At 67.6% G+C, this 25,073-nt stretch carries 17 protein-coding genes; 3 read left to right on the forward strand and 14 right to left on the reverse strand.

What is annotated here, in order from left to right; genetic code table 11:
* Positions 1-547 precede the first annotated feature (547 nt).
* The gene (locus W5W_RS0102840) at positions 548-2,197 is read right to left on the reverse strand and encodes a S8 family peptidase (RefSeq protein ID WP_017194264.1); all 1,650 of its coding nucleotides are present in this window, start codon (positions 2,195-2,197) and stop codon (positions 548-550) included.
* A gap of 114 nt (positions 2,198-2,311) precedes the next feature.
* Here W5W_RS0102840 and W5W_RS15980 point away from each other — a divergent pair, with 114 nt between their 5' ends.
* A complete protein-coding gene (locus W5W_RS15980; RefSeq protein ID WP_017194265.1) occupies positions 2,312-2,476 on the forward strand; it encodes a hypothetical protein in 165 nt (54 codons plus the stop codon).
* 1,386 nt (positions 2,477-3,862) lie between these two features.
* Here W5W_RS15980 and W5W_RS0102850 read toward each other — a convergent pair.
* Positions 3,863-5,188: a C1 family peptidase gene (locus tag W5W_RS0102850; protein ID WP_008733894.1), complete on the reverse strand. Its 1,326-nt coding sequence runs from the start codon at positions 5,186-5,188 to the stop codon at positions 3,863-3,865.
* A 229-nt stretch (positions 5,189-5,417) separates the two neighbouring features.
* On the opposite strand from W5W_RS0102850, the gene W5W_RS0102855 reads away from it, so the two are divergent.
* Positions 5,418-6,041 (forward strand): class I SAM-dependent methyltransferase, encoded by a 624-nt coding sequence (locus tag W5W_RS0102855; RefSeq protein WP_008733897.1) that lies wholly within the window; start codon positions 5,418-5,420, stop codon positions 6,039-6,041.
* Between the two features lie 1,099 nt (positions 6,042-7,140).
* On the opposite strand, the gene W5W_RS0102860 is transcribed toward W5W_RS0102855, so the two are convergent.
* The 7 genes from W5W_RS0102860 to W5W_RS0102895 form a co-directional block, all read right to left on the reverse strand.
* Positions 7,141-7,662 carry an EXLDI protein gene (locus W5W_RS0102860; RefSeq protein ID WP_008733899.1) on the reverse strand — a complete coding sequence of 174 codons (522 nt, stop codon included), beginning with the start codon at positions 7,660-7,662 and terminating at the stop codon, positions 7,141-7,143.
* 331 nt (positions 7,663-7,993) lie between these two features.
* Positions 7,994-10,108, reverse strand: a complete 2,115-nt coding sequence (locus W5W_RS0102865) for a hypothetical protein (protein WP_008730651.1) — start codon at positions 10,106-10,108, stop codon at positions 7,994-7,996.
* Positions 10,105-10,332, reverse strand: a complete 228-nt coding sequence (locus W5W_RS0102870) for a hypothetical protein (protein WP_008730652.1) — start codon at positions 10,330-10,332, stop codon at positions 10,105-10,107. Before W5W_RS0102870 ends, W5W_RS0102865 begins: the two co-directional genes overlap by 4 nt.
* Positions 10,333-11,343: 1,011 nt before the next feature.
* Positions 11,344-11,499 (reverse strand): hypothetical protein, encoded by a 156-nt coding sequence (locus W5W_RS15985; RefSeq protein WP_017194268.1) that lies wholly within the window; start codon positions 11,497-11,499, stop codon positions 11,344-11,346.
* 268 nt (positions 11,500-11,767) lie between these two features.
* Complete coding sequence (locus W5W_RS0102885; protein ID WP_017194269.1) at positions 11,768-12,181, reverse strand: phage holin family protein; 414 nt, start codon at positions 12,179-12,181, stop codon at positions 11,768-11,770.
* Between the two features lie 327 nt (positions 12,182-12,508).
* Positions 12,509-13,948 (reverse strand): DHA2 family efflux MFS transporter permease subunit, encoded by a 1,440-nt coding sequence (locus W5W_RS0102890; RefSeq protein WP_017194270.1) that lies wholly within the window; start codon positions 13,946-13,948, stop codon positions 12,509-12,511.
* A gap of 451 nt (positions 13,949-14,399) precedes the next feature.
* Positions 14,400-14,711 carry an ArsR/SmtB family transcription factor gene (locus tag W5W_RS0102895; RefSeq protein ID WP_017194271.1) on the reverse strand — a complete coding sequence of 104 codons (312 nt, stop codon included), beginning with the start codon at positions 14,709-14,711 and terminating at the stop codon, positions 14,400-14,402.
* 143 nt (positions 14,712-14,854) lie between these two features.
* Between W5W_RS0102895 and hisC the strand changes: the two genes are divergently transcribed.
* Entirely contained in the window at positions 14,855-15,979 is a 1,125-nt protein-coding gene (gene hisC, locus W5W_RS0102900; RefSeq protein ID WP_017194272.1) for a histidinol-phosphate transaminase, read from the forward strand.
* Positions 15,980-16,348: 369 nt separating this feature from the next.
* Here hisC and W5W_RS14475 read toward each other — a convergent pair whose 3' ends face one another.
* Genes W5W_RS14475 through W5W_RS0102925 form a run of 5 tightly spaced genes read right to left on the reverse strand, consistent with a single transcriptional unit; the run spans position 16,349 to position 25,054 of the window.
* Positions 16,349-17,590, reverse strand: a complete 1,242-nt coding sequence (locus tag W5W_RS14475; RefSeq protein ID WP_017194273.1) for a YwiC-like family protein — start codon at positions 17,588-17,590, stop codon at positions 16,349-16,351.
* A 33-nt stretch (positions 17,591-17,623) separates the two neighbouring features.
* Entirely contained in the window at positions 17,624-19,798 is a 2,175-nt protein-coding gene (locus tag W5W_RS0102910; RefSeq protein WP_017194274.1) for a hypothetical protein, read from the reverse strand.
* Complete coding sequence (locus W5W_RS0102915) at positions 19,795-21,711, reverse strand: hypothetical protein (protein WP_017194275.1); 1,917 nt, start codon at positions 21,709-21,711, stop codon at positions 19,795-19,797. The genes W5W_RS0102910 and W5W_RS0102915 overlap by 4 nt, the downstream gene beginning before the upstream one ends.
* Positions 21,708-23,006, reverse strand: a complete 1,299-nt coding sequence (locus W5W_RS0102920; protein WP_017194276.1) for a hypothetical protein — start codon at positions 23,004-23,006, stop codon at positions 21,708-21,710. Before W5W_RS0102920 ends, W5W_RS0102915 begins: the two co-directional genes overlap by 4 nt.
* The gene (locus tag W5W_RS0102925) at positions 23,006-25,054 is read right to left on the reverse strand and encodes a hypothetical protein (RefSeq protein ID WP_017194277.1); all 2,049 of its coding nucleotides are present in this window, start codon (positions 25,052-25,054) and stop codon (positions 23,006-23,008) included. The genes W5W_RS0102920 and W5W_RS0102925 overlap by 1 nt, the downstream gene beginning before the upstream one ends.
* Positions 25,055-25,073 lie beyond the last annotated feature (19 nt).

Raw genomic sequence — 25,073 nt, forward strand, 5'->3', positions numbered from 1 at the left:
GCCCAACGAACCGCCCAGCGCCCGGGCACCCGCAGCCGCTTCCTGATCAACCGCCTCATAATTACTCATAGCAGAGCTCAACCCATCAACAATCCCGTCAGCCCTCGCCGCACCAGACCGAATCTCCCCCTCGCAATCCGAACAGAAACCAGCCGCCGCCGAAGCCAACACCGCCACCCCGAACACCGCCTGACTCCCCCGATCCAGACGCACACCGCTCAACACCTCAGCGCACTGACCCATCTGCGAACGAGCCGCAGCCAACTCCCCACCAGAAACCCGCAACACCACCGACAAACCCCTCCCTCATAAGAAACCAACACCAACAACAAACACGTGAAACATACCACACACCCCACAACCCCAACAGAGACACCCACCATCAAGGCAGACATTGCCGAACGAGGCAGACGGTGTCACCGTCTGCCTCGTTCGGCAATGTCTGTTTGGACGCGAGGACGAGCGACAGCAACCCGTACTCGACGCGAAGACGACCCATATAAGTAAGGGATGGTCGGAAACGACACGCCTCGTCGCCCGCGGATCGTCACTCCTCCCCGTTGCGGACGCGATCCCACAGGTCGCGCAACGACTTGCCCAGGTCGCCGTCGTCCGAGCCGCCGTCGCCGGGCTCTTCTCCGGCGCCCGGCTCGCTGGGCGTGGCCTCGTCACCGGGGTCCTGCGCCTTCTGAGTCGACAGTTCGGTCACTGCGGCGTTCGCGTCGATGATGCCGGTTCCGCAGGCGTCGCGGTCGCAGGAGGTCATGGATCTGGAGGTGTTCTGCAGAAGTGTGGTGGCCTTCTCGGTTGTGAGCGAGGGATCGATGTACTTGAGCAGCGCGATCGTGCCGGCTACGTGCGGGGTGGCCTGGCTCGTGCCCATCTGGAAGGCGTAGGGAGGGGAACTGGGGTCTGAGGGCTGGGAGAGGGAAATGATGCCGTTGTCTACTTCGGAGTCGCCGCCGGGGGCCGACACCTCGACCTTGGTGCCGTGGTTGGAGTAGTAGGAGCGGGCGCCGTTCTCGTTGGACGCGCCGACGGTGATGACGTTGTCGCAGCCGCCGGGGCTCACGATGCTCACGTCCTGATCCTCGTTGCCGGCGGCAGCGACGACGATCGACCCCCGGTCCACCATGTCGTCGATGACCTTCTGGTAGTAGCTGGGGCAGATGCCGACGCCGCCCAGGCTCAGGTTGACGATCTGTGCGGGGTTCGCGTTGTCCGGAACCCCTTTGACGCTGCCGCCCGACGCCCAGGTCATGGCGTCGAGGATGTCCGTTCCGCTTCCGCCGCAGCGGCCGAGCGCGCGCACGGGCACGATCTTGGAATCTGGGGCGACCCCGGCCACACCACTGCCGTTGTCGGTCGAGGCGCCGATGATCCCCGACACGTGCGAGCCGTGCCAACTGGACTCCCTCGCCTCGGAGCCCTGACCGCAGACCTCGGCGTCGACGGCGTCGCCCGCGTCAGTAGGGTCCGCGTCGCGGCCGTCGCCGTCGCCGGCCATCCAGGAGTCGGAGATGAAGTCGTATCCGGGCAGGAGCTTGCTGCTGATGTCCGGGTGGTCGGGCAGGATGCCGGTGTCCACGACGGCGACCGTCACGTCCTGCCCGGTGGACTGGGACCAGGCGCTCGTGGCGTTGATGCTGTGGTCCTCGTTGCTCACGCCCCACTGGTAGCCGAAGTACTCGTCGTTGGGCGTGCCCGAGCTGGTGTCGAGCGCCGTCATCTTCATCTCGGGCTCCGCGGACTCGACGGAGTCGGAGGAGGTGAGGGCGTTGATGAAGGACTGCGACTTCTCGGGGGAGAGCACGTCGCTCAGCTTGACGGTGGTCAGGCCCCCCACGTGGACGGTGGCCTGCTCGACGGAGACGGAGGCCTGGTCGGCGGCCGCCTTGAGCGAGTCCTGGTCCTTCTGGGGCAGGGAGCTGATGACGTCGACGCCGTAAGCGTCGACGGAGTCGACGAACTTGGCGGCCTCGGAGCCCTCCGCCCAGGTGATGACGAAGCTGTCCGCGGCGGCGGGCGTGGCGCTCGGGGCGGCGCTCGCGGCGGCAGGGGCATTGGAATCCTCGGTACTGCTCGCCGAGGGGGCCGTGGAACTGGAAGAGGAGGAGCAGGCGCTGAAGGTGCAGGCGAGGGAGAGGGCGCAGAAGAGCGCGAGGATCGTTGAGCGTCTTCGGGAAGCGGTTCTCATCGGATGGTCCTTGATCAGTGAGGGCCCAGTGAGATCCCCTGGGCAGGGCTTGCTCCGCTGATCCGGAGCACCATGAGTGTGGCACAGGAGGGTCGGTGAGCAGGAACGCTGCGGATGGGCAGCGGTCCCCGGGGACTGCTGTTCACGGGACGCCCGCTCTCCCGCCCGCGGCGGCGCGGATCGGTCCTGACAACCGCTCTGGAGTGGAAGCGTCCCAACATGTGCCTGGCCCGGCAGCTTTCCTTGGTCGAGGGGTGGTTCTGGCGGGGGCAGGACTAAACCCGCGTACGGCGAAGAAGACCTAGGCGGACCAAGAGTGGTATTCGACGTCGATGTCCCGTCGCAGTCGCGGCTAAGAGGCTTGTTCGTGGGCTTCTAGGCGTCGTTCTCGAGGGGGCGGTTGTTTTTGGTGGGCCGGCGTGGTGGTGGGGTCGGTTGTCGGGGGTTGTTGGGCTGGGTGTGTCCAAAACGGAGGGGATTAAAGCCTCGGTGGCGTGGGTGTCTCCAGGAGACCAGGCGATGGGCTGGTGTTTTCGTTGTGTTTCCGGTGTGTTTTCGGTGTCGTGCTGCATGGTGCCCGGGCTGATCTCCTCCGTTTTGGACACTTGGCGCGTTCACTGCGCCGTGCCGGCACCCGAGTAGGGCTGTCCGGCGGGCCGGGCTGGGGCGGGGCGCTCGAGGGTGCTTGGACCTTGTCGTGGACGAGGGCTTGCGCTGCCAACGCGAGTTCAAGGCTGATCATGAGGGCCGGGGCCTCGTCATCGGGGACGAAGCCGGCCTTGATGAAGGCAGCAGTCCCCGTTGACGACCGGGACCCTCGCCACCCCCGGCCTCCGCTACCGAGGCGTCCCGGGCTCGACCAACCGCGCATCCCGCCCTCGACCCTTGAAGACCGCCCCCGCACAACAGACACAACGTGCAGAAACACAAGAGAGCCCACGAATAAGCCTCTAAAATTAAAACCGTAATGAATGCAGGCCCTTTCTCGTTTGGTCAGGATGGTTGGCCGGTGGATGGCGGCAGTGTCGGAGCTCCCTGCGTGTGCGGCTGGGCGGGTGGCATTGGTCGCGGCACAGGCGGTGTGTAAGGACCTCCCTGCAGAGCTGGAGAGGGGCGCATGGAAGGGACGGGTGCCCGTGCGGGCATCTGTGGCGCCGGTAGCGCTGGTATGGGCAAGGGCATCTGGGGAGGGTGGCTGAAGCGCCAGGGGGGTGGGTGCGTGTGAGCTGTGTGAGTTCATGAACGTGCTGTGACCGCAATACACGCAGTTCCTAAAGAATGCCGGAATGATGAGGAAGAGGCCAAAAGTGCAGACGGCCAGTAGACCGATGAGAATTGAGAATACTGCGGCCGATATTCTTCCCGCCTCCTTCGCACATGCAGCAGCCGAAACAGCCGTGGCGGGCGTAAGTCTCAACGTTGAGAGGCAAGGTCGTGATAATCCTTAGTATGGGAAGTACTTCCCCTCCTATTCATCCACAATCATGGACACAGTGCAGATGGAGTGTGTATGAGTGTGCATGAAGGTCCTGCGCCATGGCCCGTACCGACTGTGCTCCGGCGGCGGCAGTTCTAGCTCTTGGGCGACAGCCCGCCCAGGAGATTGGGCGACGGCCCGGACGAGAGGCGCGACCCCGCCCGCTCTCCCGCCCGCGCCGGCGCGGATCAGGCAATCGGGTCCCAGCTGGGCAGTATGACGGGCTCGGCCTCCAGTGCCGCGCGGACTTCGGCGGGCAGGCGTCGGGCGCGCACGACCACCTGGAAGACGTACTCGTCGAACCACGAGTCGTTCATCGTGTGGAAGCCCTTCTCGCCGAGCTTGTCGCCCCAGGAGTTCTCCACCCGCCAGCGCCGCGGGACGCCGTCGACCAGGTCCACGCCCGTCAGGCACATGGCGTGAGTGAGCATGGACTCGCGCGCCAGCAGCCGCTCCGCCTTGGTCATGGACAGCTCCACGCCGTACAGGCCCTCGTAGTCGTGCAGGGCGGCGTCCCAGATGCCCGTCTCCTTCTCCCGCTGCTTGGCCACGTCGCAGCCGAACCACACCGGCTCGCCGTCCTGGATGGCGGCGATGGCGGCGGCCTTGAGGACGTCCAGCTCGGCGGTGACGTGCTCCTGGGTGGGCTCGCCCACCATGATGTCGGTGCGGTCGATGCCGAATCGGGTGTTCACGGCGATCCCGGGGCGCGGGTCGTGGACCACGACGACCAACTCCTCCAGGCCGGTGACGTACCGCTGGGCGAACTCGCGCGGGGTCAGTGCTCCGACACGGTGGAAGGCCTTGTCCTTGTCCCGGTACTGCCACACGAAGTCGGTCGGCGGCGTGCCCAGGTGGATGGACAGGACCCGGTGGACGTCCTCCATCGCCGCCGCACGGATCGGCTCGGGGTCCTCGCCTGCGGTCACCGCGGCGCGCAGGCGCAGCGCGGCCCGGCGCAGGAGCGTGGACAGGCGGGTGTTCATGGTCTCCGAGTGGGTCGCCGAATCCGTGTCCGGCATGGCGTAGTGGGGAACCACCCCGTACTTGGCCACGAGCCGGGCGAACTGCGGCCACCACCCGCCGTCGCCGATCGGCTCGTGGAGGGAGGCCGCTACCTCCCGGTCGTCGAGTGGGCGCTCGGCGTCGACGATGGCGCGGGCCAGGAAGGCGGCGGCCTTCTCCAGTTTGTCGTGGAAGTAGACGAAGTTCTGGCTCAGCTCCACCGACTCCAGGTTCAGCTCCTTCATGAGGGCGGTGCGCAGGACGTTGAGACCGGCGAAGGTCCAGCAGCGGCCGGATCGCTTCTGGTCGGTGACGGCGGCGTCGGGGATGAGGTCGGAGACCGAGGTGTCGATCGAGGTGACGATCGCGCGGTCCAGGGTGAGCTTGTCGACGTCGGTGGTGGCGACGGCGTTGCCGGCGACGCGGGCGGCGGGGTCGGAGAGGAATGCGGTGCTGCGGGCGGTCACCCAGGAGGGAGCGATGGCGCGGGGCGCGTGGGGGTCGGTCATGATGCGAGGCTAGGCGCTGGGTTTTGTTTGCCGGGGCGTCCTTCTCCCATGTGCGAACTGCCTCCGCCATGTGCGAATCGCCTCCGCGCCTGCTGTCAGGCTTTTCTGGCTTCGGGCTCGGTGCGCCGCCGTCGAGGTCGACTTTTTCGAACGAGGGCGACGGTGGCGCCGTCGATCTCATTCCGGGATGTCGATCTCGACGCCGTCTGGTATCGCTAGTCTCGCACCCATGAATGAACGTCAGGAGCAGTGGGAATCGCGTTACGCCGCCGTCGATCGGCTGTGGTCCGAGCAGCCCAACGACTGGTTGCCGGAGTTCGCCGCCTCCTGGGAGCCGGGGCGCGCCCTCGACCTGGGCTGCGGGGAGGGCGCCGACGCCGTCTGGCTCGCCGAGCGCGGTTGGGACGTCACCGGCATCGACCTGTCCGCCACTGCGATCGCCCGTATGGAGGCCGAGGCCGATCGGCGCGGCCTGGGGGAGCGGGTTCACGGCGTCGTCCTCGACGTGACTCGTGAGGAGCTGCCCACCGGCCCCTTCGAGCTTGTTGCGGCCTTCTACGTTCATGGAGGGCCCATGCCCGGATCGCTCGACCTGATCGAGCTCCTGGGTCGGGGTGCCGGGCTCGTCGCCCCCGGCGGCCGTCTGCTGACGGCTGTCCACTGCGTCAACCCGCCCTGGCACGGCCATCATGCGCGCACCTACACCCCTGACGAGCTTCTTTCGGGGTTGAGCGGGGCGACTCGGGGCTGGCAGGTCGAGGCGGGGCGCGAGCGGTGGCGGGAGGTCACCGGCCCCGACGGCGAGGCGGGACGGCGCTCCGACGCCGTGGTCTGCCTGCGTCGGCCCGCCTGAGCGGTTCGGCGTCAGCGCGCGGATCGATGCTGCCGATCACTGCCGGTGGCGCCGAGGCTGCCGATGAGGTGGTCCGGGGGCAGTCGGTAGCCGGTCGAGCTGCCCGCATCAGCGGATGGCGTCGAGATCGGTCGTACTCCGTGTCGAGTTCGGTTCGCTTCCGCGTCGAAATCGGTCGTAACCCGTGTCGAGTTCGGTACATCTCCGGCTCGAGTTCGGTCGTACTCCGTGTCGAGATCGGTTCAAACTCGCTTCGAGTTCGGTCGTACTCCGCTTCGAGTTCGGTCGAGTTCTGGCTTGAGTTTGTGGTGGGTGTGGTTGTCATTGGTGTTGCACATGGGAGAGCGGGGTCTTTGCGGGGCGGTGGCTGGCTTTTGTTGGAATGACGGGATTTTCTGATGATCGTGGTGTGTGGTGGTCGGGCTCCCATGTGCGGTGAGGGGGGTCTGCGCACATGGGAGCCCGACCATGACCGCTACTGGCGGTGCTGTTCCGCGTGATTCCGCGGTTCCCACCGACACGGAGCGTGCGTGAGTGTGCAACACCCACCAGCCCCGGCACACGCGGGCACCGGGAATCACGAAGACGCCGCGATTCACGCCATCGAGCACCGCCCCCGGCACACGCGGGCACCGGGAATCACGTGAATGGACGTCAGGTGTTCACAGCCCACCCCCGGCGTATCGAGGCAGTCGGCCCAAGAGCTGACAGCCGTCCCGACCGCCTAGGCACCACCCCACCATGCGCGGGCATCGACGTCGTCCAGGCCGTGGCCCACGACGTCCTGGCCCACCACCCCATCCCACGCAGGCATCAGCAGAGCCGGCCGGCAACGATCCAGTCCGACCCATCCGGCTCCCAGCCCCAAGACGTCGCACCCCGCACCGGAGTACGACCGATCTCGACGCGGAACTCGACCGATCTCGGCACGGGTTTCGACCGATCTCGGCACGGGTTTCGACCGATCTCGACGCGGAACTCGACCGATCTCGGCGAGCGGGCGAGATCGGCGTCGACGATCGAAGCTCAGTACAACACCCAGCTCGCCGGTTCATGCGGATGTGACGCGGGGCGACGCGACGCCGCCCTGCCGATGGCCTCAGATATCCAGCTCTTCGACCGCCGGGACCTTACCCGCTCGCCGGACAGCGTCGACCAGCTCGTCCGGGAGGTGGCCGGCCATGTCATCAACCGAGGCGAACACCCTCAACTCGCGGTTGCCCCTGCGCCACCAGTCGCCCTGCCAGGTCTTGGGGTCTTCCCACACCGGATTGTCGTCATCGGGGTTGGAGAGCACCGCCCAGTTCGGGTCATCCCGCTCATAGACGGCGAGCTGCCCCCTGGCCGTCTCGAACACCCGGAACGAGCGCGTCCGCATGCCCTCGTCCCGCCTCCACCGAAGCAACTGACGTCCGGAGAAGCGCTTGGTCGTGACAACCCGCTCTTCGTCGACATCGAGCTCGATCGTTCTCATGTCATTCCCTTTTCGCCGGTTCTCATGCTGAGCCAAGTAGAGCCTGAGCCCCGCGGCGACCGCCGCCGACAGGCTGCCCGCATGAGCGGTGGCAGCCTCGAACAGGGGCAGGTCGGCGTCTGAGACGTAAACGTTCTTGCTTGGCATGCACATAAGCATAGTCATATGCATTCTCGTCGTGCGATCCTTCGCCGCGCCGCGCCCCGACGGACGCTGACGGGCAACTGGAGCCGACGAGCGCCGCCGCGCCACGCCAGGCATCGACGGGCGCCGCGCCGGACGCCGCCGGGCAGCCGAGCACCCCCCACCGCTCGCACCCATGCGTCGAGATCGACTTTTTCGCATGAGATCGACGGTGGCACCGTCGGTCTCGTTCGAAAATGTCGATCTCGACGGGGCGAGGCAGGGCAGAGGGGTGGAAGGGAGGCAGGCCGCGACAGGGCGCGAGCCGGCCGGAGCGAGCCGGCCTCACCCCGCCTCAGAACTGCGAGCTGGAGCCGGACTGACTGGGCTCACCGGTCGTGTTGCGGGTGACGTCGAAGACGAATGCGCTCGTCGTCGCCCCCTCCTCACCCGTGCCGGTGAGCGACCCCAGTTGCTGAGTCCACGCGTCGATCCCGGGGTCCCCGCTCATGCCCTCGACGGCGTCGGCGTAGACGTCGCCCCCGTGCGGGTAGCCCTGCAGGTCGGAGCCGGTGGTGTCCAGGGTGACGACGGTGCGCGTGGGCGTGCGCGGAGTGGGCGCGCCGTCCAGGCCGGGAACGGCGTCGGCGCCATTCTCGAGATGCAGCGCGTTGACGTGGTCGGGGAGGTCGGCTCCGGCCGTGGGGCCGCCGGCCGTCAACAGGGTGGTGACGTTGTACCGCTCGTTGATGGTGGGGTCCGCCGCAATATCTGCCGCCACAATGGCGCCCTGCGAGTGGCCGTAGATCCCCACCGGGTCATCCGGACCGATCCCCGCCCGGCGCATGGCGGTGACCACGGCGCTCTCCAAGTCGTTGGGCGCCCCGGCCACGGACTGCAGGTTGGTCAGGAGGTCCTGCGGATTGGTGTTGCCCAGACCCCAATCGGTCGTGCCCGGCACGACGACCATCCACGAATTCGTGCCATCGGCGTGCGTGGTGCGCACGACGCTGACGACGCCACTGGAGGCGTCGTCGTCCTCCGCCTTGAGCGAGTCGCTATAGCGGATGACGTCCGAGGCCGTCCCCAGTGGCCGGTCCATCCTCTCCCCGTCAGCCGGCGCCCCGTCCGCCTTCTTGAGAGCGGGCACCTGCGTACCCCACGCCATCGGGTCGCTGCCGGAGGGCGGGATGGTGAAGGAGGAGCCGCCGCGCGCGGCCACAGTGGTGCCGGTCGGGTCGCCGAAGCGCCTGGCCGCGACCTGCGACGACAGCGCGGACATGTAGTAGACGACGCGCTCCATCGGCGTCAGCGACGAGGCGGGAACCGTCTGGCCGCCGCCGGTCACGAGCTCGTCGGGCAGCTTCTCGCTGATCTCCGGGTCGAGACGCTGCGCGACGCCGGCCAGGTAGGTCTCGACGGCGGCCGACTCATGACTGGTCTTCGCATCCTTGGCGTACGCGACCAGAGCCGCGATCGTCAACAGGTCGCTCTTGACCCACCCCGACAGGTCCTCATCCGACATGACGACCGCGAGATCGTCCAAGACATCGGCGAGATCGCCGTCGGCGTACTTGGTCAGATCGGGATTCTTGACCGCGGAGGCGCCTGCGAGCATGAGGAGCAGCCCGGCGGGCGAGGACGCCGCCGCCGCGATGAGCCCGAGCACGACCCCGGCCGTGACACCGTTCAAGCCTGCGGATCCACCGGCGGGCGTCGCACTGGAATCGGCGCCGTTGTAAACACTGACGCAGGCCGTGACGTCAGCGGCGAGGGCGCGCAGGGAGTCGGCGGCGTCCTGGAGGGAGCCGGGGCCCGCCGTCAGCGCCGTGGCGGCGTCGATCGCATTGGTGCGCAGGGTCTCGAAGCTCGACGGCGCGCCCTGCCCGGCCTGGGCGGCCCCACCGCAGGAAGGAAGGCCCGTGTTGCCGAAGCCGGAGTAGCACATGGGGTCCGACCAGGTGAATCCGCTGGAGGCGACCCCTCCGCCCGCCCCGGAGCCGCCGTCCTGGGAGTTCTGGGGGTCCGAGGAGGAAGCGCCCGAGGTCCCGTCGTCCGGCTCGGAGGGGGCGATGGCGGCCCGCGCCTGGGCCTCGGCGTTGAGGACGTGCGTGCGGGCGTCGTCGAGGTATCCGGCGGCGTTGGTGAGCGCTGTGGCGAATTCGGTGAGTGCGTCGGTGTCGACTGCATAGGCGCCTCCCGACACGACGGCGGTGACCCCGGCGGTGATTCCGGGCCAGGACAGCGTGGCCGATCCGTCCCCGTCGCCCGCGGACGGCGGATCGACGTAGGTGCCCTTCGGCGCCGGGTCGCTCGCGCAGCGCGGCATCGCGTCGCCCAGGGTCAGCTCGGGGAACGGGTCCCTGCTGTTCTGGATGGCCTCATCGGCGGCGAGGAGGGCCTCTCCCGGGTCGTCGCAGATGTCCGCCTGCTGTGACGAGGTCGACGGGGATGCTGTCGCGGTGCTCATCCGACCGCTCCGCACTGGTCGCTTGCGTTATCGAGGGCCGTCATGGCGCTGGAGGCCGTGTCCAGAAGCGGATCGAGGCCGGCGAGCAGGACCTGAAGGGTGTCCAGTTGCGTCTGACAGGAGCTTGACGCGGCCCCGGTCCAGCTCTCGGGGACGGCGGCGGGAACGAGTGACACGCCGGTGGCGGCGTCTTCATCGGCCAAGGCGATGCTTAAAGAAGCCATGCCTCGACGGTACGACCATCGGCCCGCATTCCGCCGAGCCCCTGTGGAGAGCGCGCCAGCAGGGTGCACGACGCCACCCTGTGGAGCCCCGCGCATCCTCTGCGCGCGCCCCCTCCGTCGAGATCGGTCGAAACCCGTGCCGAGATCGGTCCATTTCCGCACTGAGATCGGTTCACTTCCGGCTCGAGATCGGTCCGGTTCTGCGTCGAGATTGTGGTGTCAGTACATCTGAGACAAGGCGAGTGTCCGGGGTGTGGTGGTCCCCGGTGTGGTGGTTCTCGAGGTTGGGGTCGTATGAGTCGGGCCGCACCGTTGCGGGCTGGCTCTGCCGCTGCCCGCATACGCCGGGGGCGGTGCTCGATGGCGTGAGTCGCGGCGTCTTCGTGTTCCCGGTGCCTGCATACGCCGGGGCTGGTGGGTGTTGCACACTCACGCACGCTCCGTGTCGGTGGGAACCGCGGAATCACGCGGAACAGCACTGTCAGTAGCGACCACGGTCCTGCTCCCATGTGCGCAGACCCCCCTCACCGCACATGGGAGCCCGACCACCACACACCACGATCACCAGAAAATCCCTTCATTCCAACAAAAACCAGCACCCACCCCGCAAAGGTCCCGCTCTCCCATGTGCAACACCAACAACAACCACACCCACCAAGCACACCAGGCCCCACACAACCAAACTCGAACCGAAGGTAGACCGAACTCGACACGAGTTTGAACCGATCTCGATACGGAGTACGACCGATTTCGACGCGGAAGCGAACCGAACTCGACACGGAGTACGACCGAACTCGACACGGAATGCGACCGAACTCGACACGGAGTACGACCGAACTCGAGAAACAAAACAAATGAGGCGCTCGCAGACACCGTCGCGAATGCTCAGAAGCAGACAACACACCACCCCACACCCCCGCACCCCACACCCCCGCACCAAGATCGGCCGCGTTGGGGCTGCCGGCCCTTCCGCGAACGGCGACCCGCCGTCCCGCGGGTAACCCGCCGTCGCTACCTCGTCATGAGATCCCAGAGGGTCAGACCGATCACGGCCAGGCAGCCAACGGTGCCGAACGGCAGGTACCAGATCCCGAGCGCGGCGACCACGATGAGTGCGACACCGCCCGTGAAGGAACCCATGAGGTAGGAGATGCCCGCGGCCAGCAACGCGATGTCTTAACCGACGAACACCATGGCCACGCCGGGCGCGTGGGGGTCGATCCCGAGTCGTTTGAGCAGCCCCGCCCACGGGCCGAGCTCTCCGCCGGGCGCGATATACCCGGCGCCCTAGAGCTCCCGAACGCCGTCGACGATCATGAAGCCCGCGACGATCACAACCAGGACGCCGATCACGATCGGCCGTACCGTCACTCGACCTCGCCTTCCTGTGCGCGCGCTCCCGGGCCGCCGGCCGACAAGAGTCGTGGGGACCCCGCTAGTCGTCCCGCTCGCGCGAGCCGAGCACGCCCACCACCAGTGCCGAGACGATCGAGACCACGATCGAGCCGAGAACCGCCGTCCCGAAGGAGCCCACATGCAGGCCCAGGGTGACCCCCGCCTCCGCCCCGACACCGACCAGCCGGTCCGTGATGGCACTCGTGAGCATCAGCATCGCCCCGTTGACGACCAGGGCGAACAGCCCGAACGTCAGGACGTACAGCGGAAAGGCGACGAACTTCGCCACGGGCTTGATCAGTGAGTTCACCAGTGCCAGGACGAGGCCGACCACGAGCAGGTTGACGACTGTCATGAGCGTGGTCGGTGTGCCCGGCACGTCCATCCCCTTGATGAAGGTGACCGCCAGCCACAGGCCGGCCGCATTGCCGATCGCACGTACGAGAAACTCCATAAACTTATTCTTCCATGCCCTCCTGTGGCGGGGCTGTGCGCGCCCTCCCAAGACGGGGCTGTGTGCGGCGCTGGGGGAGGGCGGAGGCCTGTCGGTCGCGGCGCCTCCGTCGCTGCCGGGATCGTTCTCTGCGCCCTCGCTCTGCGCCCTCGACACGCCCCATCTGCCGGTCTGCTGCTCGTCGCGCCCGGCCGCTGGTTCCCGACGACGGACGGCGGGGCTCGTGCGGGGCGCAGACGATACTCACGAACAGGCGGCGGGTCCGGTCGCGGACGATGGCTTGGCGCGGTGCCCTCGGTGCTCCCGGGGTACTCGAACTCCTCGGTGTCATGGGGTTTTCGAGGGCCGCAGAGCGGCGGCGCTCACGCTGCCGAGGAGCGTCAGGAGAGCAGATCCGATGAGCGCTGCGCTGAAACCGCGGGCGAAGGCCGAGTCGGGGGTCAGCTCGCCGAATGCGTAGAAGAGGATCACGGCGATCGATGTGCCCACGGCCCCGCCGAGCTGGCGGAATGTGTTGAAGACTCCGGAGGCGATGCCCGTGCGCGTCGGGTCGACGGCGCCCAGGACCGCCTTCTGCAGTGCGGGCCCGGCCATGGATATGCCGGCCCCGGAGATCACCAGGGGCGTGATCATGGCGCGGTAGTCCGTGTCTGGGGACAGGATTGCGGCGATCCAGACGTATCCGATCGCCTGGAGGAGCAGGCTGATGATGGCTACGGGCCGCTCTCCGAATCTGTCGACCGCTCGCCCGGCGAAGGGCGAGACGATCACGAGAGTGCCCGTCCACGGGAGTATCTCCATGCCGGCGGTCAGGGCGTTCGCGCCGGTGACCGTCTGAAGATACTGGGGCAGGAGGAAGACGACCCCGTACATCGCGGCGTAGAGCAGGAATGTCCCCGCAACGCCGCCGCTGAAGGTCGACGACGCGAAGAGCGACAAAGGGATCATCGGTGCGGACGACTTTCGCTGCCGAAGCACGAACACGGATCCCAGCGCGATGCCGGCCGTGCCGACGACCAGCGCGCTGGTGCGGCCGGCTGGGAAGATGCTCTCGGACAGTGCCCAGATGATTCCTCCCGAGGAGGCGACGACGAGGACGGAATCAAGGGCGTTCGGCAGTCTCCCGCCGGCCTCGGATTCGGGGAGCCTCCGGTGGGACAGGTGCATGCCGATCAGACCGATGGGGACGTTGATCCAGAACACCCACTGCCAGCCCAGCTGCGAGACGATCGCACCACCGAGTGCGGGACCGATGATCAGCGCCAGACCGCCGACTCCGCTCCAGATCCCCAGGGCCCGGCCTCGTCGGGACGGAGGAGATGCGGCGAAGAGGATGGCCATGGACATGGGTGTCATGACCGATGCGCCGATTCCCTGCAGGACGCGCGAGGCGATGAGGGCGCCGAGACTCGGCGACAGGGCGCAGGCCACGGACCCGATGACGAAGAGGAGCAGGCCGATGGTGTAGAGCCTGCGGTGTCCGATCCTGCCTCCGATTGCGACCCCGATGAGGAGGAAGGCCTCCACGGCGACGTTGTAGGCGTTGAGCGTCCACTGCAGCTGCCCGACGCTCGCGTCGAAGTCGTCACGGATCGCCGTCGAGGCGGTCGTGACGATCATCGAATCCATCATGGCCATGAAGAAGCCGAGCGACGTCAGGGCCAGGACCCAGGCATATCCGGCGGTATCGGCTCTGCCGGCTCCGCCAGTGCTGCCTGTCCTGTCGGCATCGCCGGCGGCGCCGACCTTCTTCTGAATGTCCGACATCTTTGAGTATCCTCTCGCAGTCATTTCAATGGTTCAAATATTATTGAACTGTTTCTTAGGGTGCACCGCTGATCCGGGGTCGGTGCGCGCGTGCCTCCACCCGCGGGCGGCTGTGCCTCTGTTGTCGGTCCTCCGCTGTGGATCGGTCCGCGTCTCCGCCCGCAGGCGGGTCAGGGGCGGTGGCCTGATGCATCTCGATGTCTGCGATGCGTGCCTCCACCCGCAGATGGAGTCGCGGCGGATGCTGCGGCGGGGTTCGACGTTTGCAGCGGACCGGGTCGTGTGGCGGGCTCTGCGGCGACCTTGGCGGCGGGTTCTGCGGCGGCATGGTGGGTCCCGTAGCGAACTTTGCGGCAGATCTCGTGGTGATCTTTTGGTGAGCTTGCGGTGGGCCCGGCGGCGGATGTGCGATGTGGCGGGTGCGCTGGGCTCTGCGGGCTCGATGTGGGACTTACAGAAGATCGACGAAGTGCGTCACGTAATCGTTCAGGGTCTTGAGATTGATGGAGACGTACTTCTCGCGGGACTTCTTCTCGGTGATGGTGAGTCCGGCCTCCCGCAGGGTCTTGAAATGGTAGGAGCCGGCCGACTTGCTGATATCGATGACCTCTCCGATCTCGCTGCAGGTGACGCCCCGGCCGACCCGCTTGAGGTAGCGGAGGATCTGGAGGCGCACCGGGTCGGACAGGGCCTTGAACACCTTGACCTGCATGTCCTCGTCCCAGTTCGAAGCGGTCGGCACCCCCGTCAGTTCAATAGTCATAGAACTATGATATCTTCGAGTCCGCCGTCGGGCAATCGAATGACCGGGCGCCACCGCCGACGGATCAGGCCGACGCCGGCGCATCTGGTCTCCCCAGGCGGCTACTCCGGCCCACTCGCACTCCCCAGTGGGAGGATGCGCCCATGAGCAGCACGGAACCAGCCGGAACCCCCGGCGCCCTTGGCACCCCCGGCACCCCCGTCCACATCCGCGACGCCGTCCTCTCCCTGCCCGGCTATGTGCCCGGGGCGCGCCCCGGCGCCGGCCGCACGGCCAAGCTCTCCAGCAACGAGCTCCCCTACCCGCCCCAGCCCGCGGTGCTGGAGGCCATGGTCGAGGCCGCGTCCGGCGCCAACCGCTACCCCGAGATGGCTGCAGACTCACTTATCGCGGCTCTCGCCCGGCGGCACGGGGTGGACGCCGAGCAGATCGTCGTCGGCAACGGGTCGGTGGCCCTCATCCAGCACGTGCTCGACGCCGTGTGCGACGAGGGGGACGACGTCGTCGTGCCGTGGCGCTCCTTCGAGGCATACCCGATCTGTATCGCCGTCGCCGGGGCGCGGGCCATCGCGGTGCCGCTGACCGCCGACGGCCGCCACGACGTCGCCGCCATGATCGCGGCCGTCACGCCGCGCACCCGCGTCGTCATCGCCTGCACGCCCAACAACCCGACCGGGCCGGCCCTGACCGGCGCCGAACTGGCCGCACTGCTCGACGGCGTGCCCGAGCGGGTGCTCGTGCTCGTGGACGAGGCCTACCTCGACTTCGTCACCGACGCCGCCGTCGGGGACGCGCTGACGCTGCTGGACCGCCACCCGAACCTGGTCGTGTCGCGGACCTTCTCCAAAGCGCACGCCTTGGCCGGAATGCGGGTGGGCTACCTGGTGGGGGCTCCCGCGATCATCAGCGCCGTCCGCAGCGTGGCGACTCCCTTCGGGGTGGGGCTCGCGGCGCAGGCCGCGGCCATGGCGGCGAGTCGGCCCGAGGCGCTGGTCGAGACCGCACGGCGGGCGGGCGCGGTGGTCGATGAGCGGGAGCGCGTGGTGTCGGCGCTGCGCGAGCGGGGGTGGGCGGTGCCCGATGCTCAGGGGAACTTCTACTGGCTCGGCGTGGGGGAGGCGACGGCGCGCCTGGCGGAGCATTTCGCATCCGCCGGGGTGCTCGTGCGCCCCTTCGCCGGGGAGGGCGTGCGCATCTCGGTGGGCACGAGCGAGGAGAACGACCGGGTGCTCGACGCCGCAGCCGCCTGGAGGGGCCCGCGCGGCTGACCTCCTCCGGCTCCTTTCCGCGAGATCGGTCCGCTTCCGCGTCGAGATCGGTCCGGTTCCGTGTCGAGATCGGTCCGGTTCTGCGTCGAGATTGTGGTGTGTCAGGACATCTGAGACAGTTCGAGTGTCTCAGATGTGGTGATTGTGGTGGGGTGGTCTCAGGGTTGGTGGGTGGTTACTGAGATTTCCTGGGCTAGACGGCATGCGCTCGCCGCATTCAATACGGACCGATCTCGAGCCGGAGTACAACCGATCTCGACGCGGAGTGCGACCGATCTCGACGCGGAGTGCGACCGATCTCGAGCCGGAATACGACCGATCTCGACGCGGGTTACGACCGATCTCGGCGAATAAGCTGAGTGCAGCCGGTTAGCCGGTGGTGATCGAGATCAGGAAGACCAGCTCGAGCACCACCTCGACCAGACCCATCGTCCCCGGACGCAGCGGCCGGTGGCGCTGCTTGACCAGCTTCCACTGCCAGCGCGGCATGACCAGGGACCTCACCGCCAGCACTACCCAGAGCGCCGCGTGCATCCACGGCAGCCACCCGCCGACCGCCAGCCACACGGCTCCGGCCGCCACGACCGTATGCGCCGCCACCGTCGCGGCCAGGAGCCGGTTGTTGAAGCGCTCGCGGATCATCGACTTGATGTACGGCACCGTCCCGCAGAAGTACGCCGCCGTCGAGGCCGTCACCAGCCACATCCACGGCCAGCCCACCAGCTGACCGTTGGGGCTCATGCCGGGCAGCCCGGCGTCGTTGCCACCGGTCCCGAGGAATCCGCCCGCGCCCCGCACGGCCAGGCTGTAGGTGACCGCGGCGATCAGGCTCGCCGCCGCCGCCGTCGCCAGTCCGGAGGGCAGTGAGCGCTCGCGTCCGCGCCACACCTCCCACAGCGCGATCGCGAACAGCGGCAGCATGGGCACCGCCCACTGCAGCAGGTGCGGGGCCACGACCAGGGTCAGCAGCCCGAGCATGCCGGTCCATCCGGTGTACATCACCAGGGGGATGAGGAGCAGCGCGCGCTTGCGCGCGGACCGGGTGCGCAACCACTGCGACCAAGCCCAATAAGTGAGGTAGGCGCCCCACCAGGACGGGATGAACAGCAGGTTGACCCAGCTGAAACCGCCCACGACCCAGCCGACGATCGCCGGCATCACCAGCATCGACCAGGCGCCGTGCTGGCCCGGGACCCAGGCGCGCCGGCCCGGCTGACGGCGGATCTTCTCCTGCTTGCGCCGCTCGGACTGGACGAAGGTCTCGCCCGCGCGCGTGCTGGCGGGACGGCGGGGCTTGCCGGTGGCGAGCATGATGTCGTCGTCGGGACCCGGTCGGGACTGCTGATGGGGAATACCGGTGCGCGGCCTCTGCTCCGCGGCGGGGGCGGCGTCCGGGTTCGCGACGGCATCCGGACCGGAGGAGGCGCCGGAGGAGGCGGAGGGGGCCGCCCCCGCCGAGGCTGCTCCTGCTGCGCCCGTCCCTGCCGAGGCCGCCCCTTCGGCCTCTCCAGCTTCCCCGGCCCTCTCGACCGGGGCGCCCTCCGGGGTCGGGTCGCCGGAGACGTACTCGATATGGTGGTCGGAAGGTTCCGAGGGGCGCTGCTGGGTCACGTGGGCAGCCTACTGAATGCCCCGCTGAATCCGTCAGCGCAGGCCGTAGATGAGGGTGGCCTTCTTGGAGCTGGTGTCGTTGCCGGAGCTGTCCCACGCATCCCAGAAGGTGCTCCACATGACTACTGCTCCAGGCGCGGCGATCGCCTGCGGCTGGTTCATTTCAGAGTCGCCGGCGTGCAGCAGGGCCTCCGATTCCACTGTCACCGCCGCTGATCCGTCGGGGCGGGTCAGCGCCAAGCCCGTGGGCTGGTCATGAGAGTCGGAAGGAGCCGATACGGCGACTGCTGTATCCGCCGTCGCCCAGCCCGCAGGCCGATGATCATGGGTACTCATCTGGTACTGCGCGCCCTCGGCAACTGGCGTGAGCGTGCCTGTGGAGGGATCGAACAGTGCTGCGATCGACAGTCCACGGCCTTGCCCGAGATCCTCCGTCTTGGGCGCCCGGCGCAGCGCGATGAAGGAGCGCGAGCTCCAGGGATCCGGGCCTCCGAACTCCCCGAGCTCGACGACGCGCGCGTCCTCGGGGACGGTCTTCGTCACGTCGCCGCTGAGGGAATCGATGTCCAAGGCCTCCATGGCGGTCTCACGCGAGCCGGAGTCGGCTCGCGATGCGTTGGCGTCCCGGTCGGAGTAGCGCACGACCCATCCGTCCACCACGGTGAGTCCGTCCTCCGGGCTGCCGACCACGTTCATCAGGAGATGCTCGGAGTCCGGGTCGTCGTCGTTGATGAGAGTCAGGTCGCATGCGCTCGGTCTCGGATCGTCCTCATGGCCGTTCTCGCAGGCTTTCTTTGTGATCAAGGTGTGGTGACCGGCCGTCCCGGAGAAGCGGTAGCGCTTGTCGGAGTCCTGCTTCAGGTCCAACTCCCACATGAATGAGCCGTCTGCTAGGGAGAAGGCCTGGGTATCGATGAGGACCACCGAGTCGGTCATCTGAATGGCGGGCATGGCCTCGTCGATGTCGTCGGCCTCGGTGGGGGTTATCTCATCGGGATCGTAGGCGCGCCCGCCCTTATCGGGAGTCTTGGGACTGGCGGATTCCCGGGGGCGGTTCCCGGCGTGCTCCATGATGACGCGACCGGTGACGGTATCCAGAACAAGGGTGAGCACCCTGATGCTGCTGCCCATTGTGGGAGTGATCGCCAGAGCGATGGCGATGCGACTGCCGTCCGGGCTGGTCACCGAACGTATGACAGGCGGTTCCTCGTCGCTCGTGGACGAGCGGCTCCTGGCTTTCGGCTCGGGCGCGCCGATTCTCCCGACGACGCCGCGGGCACGCCGGTAGGACCACAGTGTGGAGCCGTCATCCCCGTTCAGGCCGATGAGTCCGTTGTCGGTGATCAGGACCGGCCCCGCCTTGCCCGCGGCGATATCGACGACGGGCTCATCCATGGCGAGCTGCCAGGCGACCTGTCCCGACACGGATGCGGGGGTGGCGGGCAGCTGATCGTCCGACTGTGCGGGCGCCGTCGTCCGCGTGACCGGATCCGGGAGCAGTGTCGGAGCCGCGGCGGCCAGCACCGGAACCAGGAGGGCCGCCACTGCTCCCAGCAGGCCGAGGCGGCCGCGCCGCCCCAGCGGTATGGACCGCCATGCCTCCGCGCCCTTGGGGCGCGGAATCGCATCGCCTGCCCTGCGGCACAGGAGGAGGTCGAGGGTCAGGGCGATGGTCAGGGAGGCGACGGCGCATGCTGCGAGCCCGCCCGTGATGGTCCGCGAGCCGCGGATGGAGAAGAACGTCCAGGAGATGAGTGCGCCCACTGCCCCGATCCCGAGGGTTCCGGTCAGGACGCAGATCATCAGGCGCGACGTGGGCTCCCAGCGGCTGCGGCCGATTCTCCACGCGACGAACCCGATGAGGCATTGCGAGATCAGAAGCACCATCCCTCCCTTGCCGGGCGGCGGAATGGCGGGCTCCATGTAGCGGTGCACCAGGAAGGCCGCGCATGCGAAGGCCGTCGCGCTCAGGGCGGCGCCCTGTCGGATACCGCGCATCAGATCGGTGGTTGGGGATACCGGGATGGGCGCGGGCGTGCTCGTTGCGGAGTCGGCGGCGGGCTCGACGGCGTCGCCGGTGTCAGGCTCGACGGCGTCGGCGGCATCAGGGGCGCTCGCGGTGCTCTTTGTGTTCGCAGTGTTCGCAATGTTCGCAGTGTCCTCGGTGCCCTCGGGGTTCGCGGCACCGCTGTCGGGAGAGTCGCTCATGAATCCGCCTCTTTCGGGATCGCGTAGAGATCAAAGCGCTGTCGCGATACATCGGTGATCAGCGAGTCGGTATAGGTGGAGTCCACTTTCATTTTGTCGGTTATCCGAAGAACTGAACCAGGGGAGTCAGGGGATTCAATAGTGGGCGCACTGGTCGCCGGGGTGCTGATATTGATATTGCCGACCGTGGTCTTGTTGTTGGTTCCGGGCTCCTTCTGGATGAGCTCCACCTGGTTTCCAGTATTCGTGTCCAGAGACTCGGCCGTCATTCCGGTGATATCGATTCTCTGATCGGTATTGAGATCGACCAGCTCTCGGGTCTGCTGCTCGGGGCCGGAGAGGAGCTCCACCCATCCGCCCGGGAAGATGTTGCGAACACCGGTGATTTTGGATGCCTCGTCTACTCTGGCCGGGGTCGCCAGGGTGACGGTGGCTGCCCGTCCTTCCTTAGGGCTGTTAGGGTCGTGAATGCTGTACGGCGATTGATCGGATAGCAGGAGGCGGTCGCGGGTGGCGCCCACCAGCCAGGTGCTCACCTTCGCTGTGCTCTGAAAGTCCGCATAACCATTCTCCCTGTTCAAGGAGTAGGTGAGGATGGTTCCGCCGGTTTCCAGGGGGGAATCGTCCGCGGTTTGGATTGCCAGGGTGTCCGAGGTCAGGACGGTGCTGACGATCTCGCCCTGGATCTCTGCGCTCCCCACTATTCCGCCGCTCGTCAGATCGATGACGGCAATGGGCGTGATCCATTCTTTGGCGGATTTATTCCAGGTGGGTTTGAGGCGGATGGCGAGTAGTTGTCCGTCGGGATCTGTGACCATCCTGCCAATGGCCGGATTGTCCTCGTTGGGGAAACTGGTGGGTAGATAGTCGGAGAGATTGTGAGAGGAACCAGAACGTGAGGTGTCTCCAGTGGATAGTCTCGTGGGACTGGTGAGTTCCAGACTCCACTGCGGGGAGCCATCAGTCGGATCGAGCAGGGTGACGGTCAATGTGTCGAGTCGGCGGGACTCGTATGTCGATACTGCGCTGTTCCTGCTGTCCGACGTGTCCTCCTCCTTCGGGGCCGACAGGGCGATCGGCCCGGCCGCAGTGACGGCATAGTCGATGAACAACGACTGCTTGAACTGGACGGTCCACGTGCCCGAGTCGCTGGTACGGGCGAATAGGTCCGGCCCGCTGCCCGAGGGACGCGACTCGGAGGCGCTGAATGCTCGCGTGGGCGATACCCGTGCGCTGTAGACCTCGGCGGAGACGATGGTAAGAACGATCACCCCGGTGATCGCCGCGACGCGGATCCAGAGGCGAGGACTGCGCAGACTGCGCAGACTGCGCAGGCCGTGCAGGGTGCGCAGATCGTGCAGGGTGCGGCTGAAGATCTGCAACGGGCTCGGCCCGCCGTCGTCGGCGGGTTGCGGAGGTTGCGGTGGCCATTCCCGCGGCCTCGGCGGTAGGAGCACAATGCCGAGCGCCAACAGGAAGCCGCCGACGATGAGGAAGCGGGCTCCCAGATAGTGGGCGGGGGCTAAGTCCGCCAGGATGACGACGGCGCCCACCAGGGCGGAGAAGTCTAGGAGATTGATGCCGAATGCGGCGGAGCCCGCCGAGGACCTGGTCAAGGGGTCCCGCCGGATCCACAGCTGCATGGCCAGGACGACCGCGCAGCTCAGCAGGATGGCGAGGCCGCTGCAGAAGAGATCGCGCTCCCGGCCGGGAAGGTCGCCGCCCAGCATGGCGATGGGCCGGACGCCCAGGGCCGACATGAGGTGCGCCACGATCGGGACGAGAGTCAAACCCACTCCCGCGCTCAGGCAGGTAATGGAGGCCGCAGTCAGCAGCTTGTGGAGCAGCGGCCGCGGGCGCTCGTCGCTGCGGGCCTTGACGGACTGACTGGGCTGGTCAGGCGGTGAGGTCATGGGGCCTCCATGGGGGTCGGGCTGAGAGTCACGTCCATGTGGTCCTCAGGTTTGACGAACTTGGAGGTTCGGTAGCGGTCCTTGACGTCGGTGACGGGTTCGGTGTGCACGGCCCCGCCGTCGGCGGGGGCGCCGATCCAAGCGGCCGAGTGCTGATCGAAGCGCGGCGAGCCGTCCTTGTCGGGCTCGGCCTCGACAACGCGGTTGAGGAGGACGCCGGGGCCATCCGTCAGGATGAGAGGGGCGGGGGCGGTGGCGAAGCCGGTGATATCGGTGGTGGTACCGGTGGAGACATTGAGGATCTCCCGGCTAGTCGCCGCCCAGGCCAAGTCTTTCCCGGGGCCGCCGACGGCATCATTGGCGGCCGCCGGGTCGGTGTAGCGCTCGACGCGCCCGGCGCTCAGAATTCGGTAGACATACGGAATAGTCGCCAGAGTCTCGCCGCTTGCGGACATCTCGGTGATCGTGGCGCTGGTGCACGGCGGGCAGAAGCCGGAGAGGCCATCGGGAGCCAGGAGAACGGCGTCGGCCGTGGCGCCCACGAGCCACTGGTCGGTGCGCAGGGTACTCGGCTCGGCCTCCGGCTCATCCAGCCGGGCGACGGTGAGGGTGCCGCTGCCCGCCGGCACATAGTCCTGCGCGGTTTGGACGAACAAGTCGGAATCGGTCAAGGCCTGCCCCAGGACCAGGCCGGTGGTCTCGAGGGTGCGCACCGTCTCGCCCGTAGCGGCGTCCAGAACCAGGATGCCGGCGCGGGTGCCGGCGATTGTCGAGGACTCGTTCGAATTGAGCTGGAGGGAGATGTATTGGCCGTTGGGACTGGTGACGACAGGGCCGGGAGACCCGACCAATTCGATATTGTCCATCGCTACGCGTTGAGGAATCGACGGGTTTCTTAAGGGGGAGCTCTCCAATGATTCAATCGCAGGCGTGATGGTGAGCGACCAGCGCAGCGAGCCGTCCTGCGGGTCGAGCGCGGCCAGAACGGTCTTATCGTTGGGGCCGGAGTATTCCTCGGACCTTACGCGCAGGATCGCCACAGGCCCCGACGCCGTGGCGATGAACCACGGGGTGTCGCTGGACAAGGCCAATCCCGTCGTCCAGCCCGCGCTATCGGAGCCCGAGGAATCGACCAGGTCGGCGGGACCAGATTCGATACTGGGCGCTTCACTCTGCGCGTCGCTGCTGGTGGATGGGTCGCAGCCGGTCGCCCCCAGTGCGCACCCGACGACGGCGAGGACGCAGACCGTGGAGCGCAGCAGTGCGCGAAGGCGTGAAAGACGGCGGCTCGTCATCAGTCATCTCCTGCTATGCCGTAGATGACGCTGACCTTCGGGTCGTCGACGTCCGGAAATATGGATCTGAGGACAATGACCGTGGCCCCGGGGGCGGTCAGGGCGGTGATATCCGAGCGTTCCGCATTGAGAGGTTCCGCCTCCTCGGGAAAGAGAGTGTGCCTTTGCGGGGCGAAGAGGGTTCCCGGTGGAATCTGGGCCGAAGTCCCGGCGCTGCCGTCGGCGGGGTCGATGGCTACCGAGGTTATGGCCTGTGTGTTGTCGACCGTGGTGCGCAGGCTGACTTTCGCGGCGGCCAGGCCGGAGGACTCGACGGCCGGGGTTGCCATGTCCGTTGCCGGATCGAAGACCGTCTCGACCCAGTTCACCTTGGGATCGTCGATACTGCTGCGCTTCGCAAGGCTTTCGAGCGCAGCGGCGGTGACCAGGGTATGGGAGGCGTATGAGGCGACCGCGTTGACGCCGCTCGCGCTCCCCAGAGAGATCGGCGCGTACTCCCAGCCGAGGGCGACGGCGTCGAGGCTCACCGCCTGCGCGTCCCAGGCCGGCTCGGCACTCCCGTCCGGAACCGTTCGTGCCTTCTCGTCGGTGCTGCGCGCCACCCAGCCGCCCACGACCGTGATGCCCTCCGCAACGCTGTGCTGCAGCTCGAGATCGCGCAGGACATGGGTGATGTCGGTGGTTGCGGTCGGGTCGTGATCGGGGGCGATGCGGAGCGTACTGGTCATTGCGCAGAACTCATTGGAGGTGATGCAGCTCCTCTGCGCACTCACGATGACGGCGGTGTGCCCGGCGGTTCCCGAATAGCCGTTCTGCCCCCGCCCGAATGTGCCCTCCGGCATTGTCCACAGGACTCTGCCGCCGTCGAGTGCGAAGGCCTCGTCCCCGTCGACGGCGAGGGAATCGGTTATCTGGAAGGAGTCGTCGTCGGTGCCCCGGTGCTCGGCGGTGACCTCGCCCGTGGCGGAGTCGAGAATGACCGAGACGACGATGTGCGAGTGGTGCAGACTCGGGCCCTTCATCCGTATGGCGACGTGGCGGGCATCGGGACTGATGATCAGGGTTTTGTCCCTGGAGTTCCCGCGCCCGTTCACGTAGTCGGCGTCGCGCTGGTAGGTCCACCGGACGGAGCCGTCCTCCCCGTTGAGCGCGGTGACGCCCTCGGGCGTCAGGATGATCGGGCCGGCCGTGCCCGCGACGACATCCAGGAACGTGCCGACGTTATAGGTCCAGTCGATGTTCTTGTCGTTCTTACTGCTCCCGCTGCTCCCGCTGTCCCCGCCTGGGCCGGTCGGACGGGCGGGCGGCTCGGAGTCGGCCGGCGCCGTCGTCCGGGCGGCCGGGTTGAGCAGGGCGGTGGGCGCTAGAGCGGCGGCGGTCAGGGCCAGGATCGGCAGAAGGACGACGACGGCGAGCAGGGCTCTGCCCCGGAAACGCAGAGGCAGTGGGGTCGGCGGGGTCGCCGGAGTCGGCGGAGCGTCGGGCTCGCTTGCTCCCTCGGGGGCCGGGTCTGCTTCGGCGGGTCCGCGCAGGCGCCGCCAGCGGGCCGGGTCGTTGGGCGTCCGCCGTCGTGCACCCATTCGCCTGCGGGCGCGATACAGACGTATGTCGGCCACGACGAGCAGAGCGAGTGCGATGAGGGCGGCTGCGACGATGAGGTACACGGGAGAGGTGATGGTGGTCTCCCGGTAGTCCGCCCACCACGCCCGCGCCAGACGCACCGTCATCGCGAGCGCCGCCCCCACGACAATGAGCTCGGTCATCGCGATGATCGTTGTTATCCCAGCGATCCTGGTGTTGTTCGTGTTGTACTCAGTCCGCTCACTACTCGCCGCCGCGCAGTCGACGACGATCATCACCACGCAGGCCAGGATTGTGAGCGCCCGGTGAGGGTTGAGCAGGCCGATCTCCTGACGCCAGGCGCAGAGCAGGCCCAGGAGGGCGGCGCATGTGATCAGTGCGCCCAGTCGCAGCGCGCGCAGTGCCAGGATTCCGCGGTAGCCGGCTGGAAGGGCGGCATCGGTGGAGCCGGGGTGCGGAGCGCTCACGAGCCGGGCTCGCCGATCG

Source organism: Actinomyces massiliensis 4401292, assembly GCF_000269805.1.
Lineage (GTDB): Bacteria > Actinomycetota > Actinomycetes > Actinomycetales > Actinomycetaceae > Actinomyces > Actinomyces massiliensis.

Excerpts from the sequence above, each read along its gene's own strand:
- W5W_RS0102840 (WP_017194264.1), bottom strand. The coding sequence starts at position 2,197 with ATGAGAACCGCTTCCCGAAGACGCTCAACGATCCTCGCGCTCTTCTGC.
- W5W_RS15980 (WP_017194265.1), top strand. The coding sequence starts at position 2,312 with ATGGGCAGCGGTCCCCGGGGACTGCTGTTCACGGGACGCCCGCTCTCC.
- W5W_RS0102850 (WP_008733894.1), bottom strand. The coding sequence starts at position 5,188 with ATGACCGACCCCCACGCGCCCCGCGCCATCGCTCCCTCCTGGGTGACC.
- W5W_RS0102855 (WP_008733897.1), top strand. The coding sequence starts at position 5,418 with ATGAATGAACGTCAGGAGCAGTGGGAATCGCGTTACGCCGCCGTCGAT.
- W5W_RS0102860 (WP_008733899.1), bottom strand. The coding sequence starts at position 7,662 with ATGCCAAGCAAGAACGTTTACGTCTCAGACGCCGACCTGCCCCTGTTC.
- W5W_RS0102865 (WP_008730651.1), bottom strand. The coding sequence starts at position 10,108 with ATGAGCACCGCGACAGCATCCCCGTCGACCTCGTCACAGCAGGCGGAC.
- W5W_RS0102870 (WP_008730652.1), bottom strand. The coding sequence starts at position 10,332 with ATGGCTTCTTTAAGCATCGCCTTGGCCGATGAAGACGCCGCCACCGGC.
- W5W_RS0102885 (WP_017194269.1), bottom strand. The coding sequence starts at position 12,181 with ATGGAGTTTCTCGTACGTGCGATCGGCAATGCGGCCGGCCTGTGGCTG.
- W5W_RS0102890 (WP_017194270.1), bottom strand. The coding sequence starts at position 13,948 with ATGTCGGACATTCAGAAGAAGGTCGGCGCCGCCGGCGATGCCGACAGG.
- W5W_RS0102895 (WP_017194271.1), bottom strand. The coding sequence starts at position 14,711 with ATGACTATTGAACTGACGGGGGTGCCGACCGCTTCGAACTGGGACGAG.
- hisC (WP_017194272.1), top strand. The coding sequence starts at position 14,855 with ATGAGCAGCACGGAACCAGCCGGAACCCCCGGCGCCCTTGGCACCCCC.
- W5W_RS0102910 (WP_017194274.1), bottom strand. The coding sequence starts at position 19,798 with ATGAGCGACTCTCCCGACAGCGGTGCCGCGAACCCCGAGGGCACCGAG.
- W5W_RS0102915 (WP_017194275.1), bottom strand. The coding sequence starts at position 21,711 with ATGACCTCACCGCCTGACCAGCCCAGTCAGTCCGTCAAGGCCCGCAGC.
- W5W_RS0102920 (WP_017194276.1), bottom strand. The coding sequence starts at position 23,006 with ATGACGAGCCGCCGTCTTTCACGCCTTCGCGCACTGCTGCGCTCCACG.